The 2,309-nt window shown below is 57.3% G+C and carries 1 protein-coding gene; it reads right to left on the minus strand.

Translation table 11 applies throughout. From position 1 onward, the window contains the following. Positions 1-2,225, minus strand: a 2,225-nt coding sequence (locus WCO56_29650; GenBank protein MEI7733767.1) for a LamG-like jellyroll fold domain-containing protein, incomplete at its 3' end; no start/stop codon positions are given. Positions 2,226-2,309 lie beyond the last annotated feature (84 nt).

The following is a 2,309-nucleotide window of genomic DNA, read 5'->3' on the forward strand; positions in this document are numbered from 1 at the left end:
GCTACACTGGTGTCCAGCCGATACCAGTCTGTGGTTGCGGTCAGCGCTGGAATATGGGTCACCACCCATTGGTAATTGGAACTGATTTGCGTGACCGTCAACGGATAGTTAAAGGTTTCCAGTTCTTCGTACTGACCGTCCGGCTGTTTCAGCCCGGCGTGGTTTATCCCCAGGCGAATTCCAGCGCCTCGGGCGGTTGGTGATGGCCAGCCGGTTACCCCCGTGGAATCATTGACCAAAAGCTGCCCGTTGACATACAGGGAACGGTTCGTGGGGCTATGCGTCAACACGATGTTATACCAGTGATTCGATTGCCAGGCAATCTGCCCCTGCAAATAGCCGGGCGCTGACATCCCATTCGTGTAGAATCCAAAGTACAGGTTCGTGCCGGTCGCATCCAGCCCCAGCGCATACCAGCCATTGGCGCTCAGATACTCGCCCATTTCCAGCAACCGCGCGTCGGTTCCCGGTCCCGCGCCGGAATCCCAGTTCGGCTGGAACCACAGCGCCACGCTGCCGTTCCGGCAATTGATATTATTGACGTTCGTCCCGTTGATGAGTTCCTGCTCCTGGTAGATCAGCCCGGCATTCGTCATTTGGCGCGGGATACCCACCGCATTGCTGCTCCAACTGGCATACCGCGTCAACCCATTGGTGTAGCGCGGCATCTGCCCATCCTCGCCCACCAGCGACGCATCATTAAACGTCCAATGCCCCAGCCGCCGAAGCATGACGCTGTTGGCATCCAGCGGGTCCGTCCCATCAGCCAGTTCCTGCCCGTCATTCACCCCGTCATAATCCGTATCGGGATTCGTTGGGTCGGTGCCGTTCTGGTACTCGGCAAGGTTGCTTATCCCGTCCCCATCGTAGTCGCCATCGGCAGTTTGGTTGAAGTTGCCAAAATATTTCCATTCCCACGCATCCGGCAACCCGTTGCTATTGGCATCGGCATTGCCTTTGCCCACCAGCAAATCATAAACATCCGATAACCCATCGGCATTGCTGTCGTTGGTGGCACCAACGGTGTACAGGCACCAGGGCGTGGGCGCGTTGGTATGGACAAAGTTGGTCTGGCCGGGGGTGCCCCGGAAGAACCAGGTCCACTGACTGTTCGTCACGTGCGCGCCCACCAAATTCGTGGTGTAGAACAGATCGTACACCCCATTGGTTTCCCCGCCCGCAATGGTCAAGTCAATGGCATTGGTGTCATACACAATCTTGGAAATCCGCAAACAATTCGTGGGTGACGATTCCGTCCAGGTACTCGTGGTAAAACTGTAGTTGGTGCCGCCGCCGCCGCCGCCGGGACCGGGATCGGGCGGCGTTGGTCCTCCCTCGGCACGTTGTGGCCCATGGTGGCGCCGCAACGTCCGATAGCGCGCCAGTTCCTCCTGAACCGTGACCGGTCCCATGGCGGCCAGCAGGCTCTGCGATTGATAGTCCCACCCAAACTGTTCTTCCGTGCAGGCATACGGGAAGAAATAGATTTCATCCAGTCGGCCCTGGAGTTTCTCCAACCCACCCGGATTGGAGCCCAAATAACACAGCCAGTTATCCAGGTCAGAAGGGTGCGCCAAAGTTGGCAGCCCTCGATTCGTGGCGATGGTCTTGCCGTCCAGAATCAGGGTCACGGCCTCTGGGCCATAGACCACCCCGAATTGATGAAAGACATCCTTTTCCAAGGCAACGGTAGCATGAACGATATCCACCGCCTGACCAGCGTGATACGCGCTCAAGTACACGGTGTTGCCGTCGGGATCAAAGTACAGCGCAAACCCGGTCGGGGTTCTCGCATTCACGTGTGCGATTTCCATCAAGCGGGCATGGGTGCCCGGCCCTTGGCCACCCAAGGCGGTGCTGGTCCAGGCCACCGAGAACCACAGGCGAATGCTGCCGGAGTTGGGTGAGAAGTTGGGCCGTTTGCGGGTTCCTTTGGCGGGGATCATGCAGTAGGAACGTGTCTCGCCGGTCATGAGCAGCGATTCCCCGGACCACGATTCCGCAAATTGCACGCCCTTCAAATAGACGGTGCCCGAAACCGCTTCGGCCACAAAGTTTGTCTTCTGATCATTAGCCCGGAATATCAGGGACTCCCCTTCCGGCAGGGCTGGCCGCGCAGGCCTGGACTTGGCAGATGCTTCAAAAGGCAGACCGGCAATGGAGAAGCAGGCGACCACGTAAATAAGTCGAAAACCTGCCCACACCTGGTTCGTGTATATGTTCATAATTCCAAATGTATTTTCCAGCCCAAACGCGCAGTAATATAATCTCACTGCGGATCGTGAGTATTACTACAGAGAGTCCGATTT

It is taken from the genome of Verrucomicrobiota bacterium, from assembly GCA_037139415.1.
Lineage (GTDB): Bacteria > Verrucomicrobiota > Verrucomicrobiia > Limisphaerales > Fontisphaeraceae > JBAXGN01.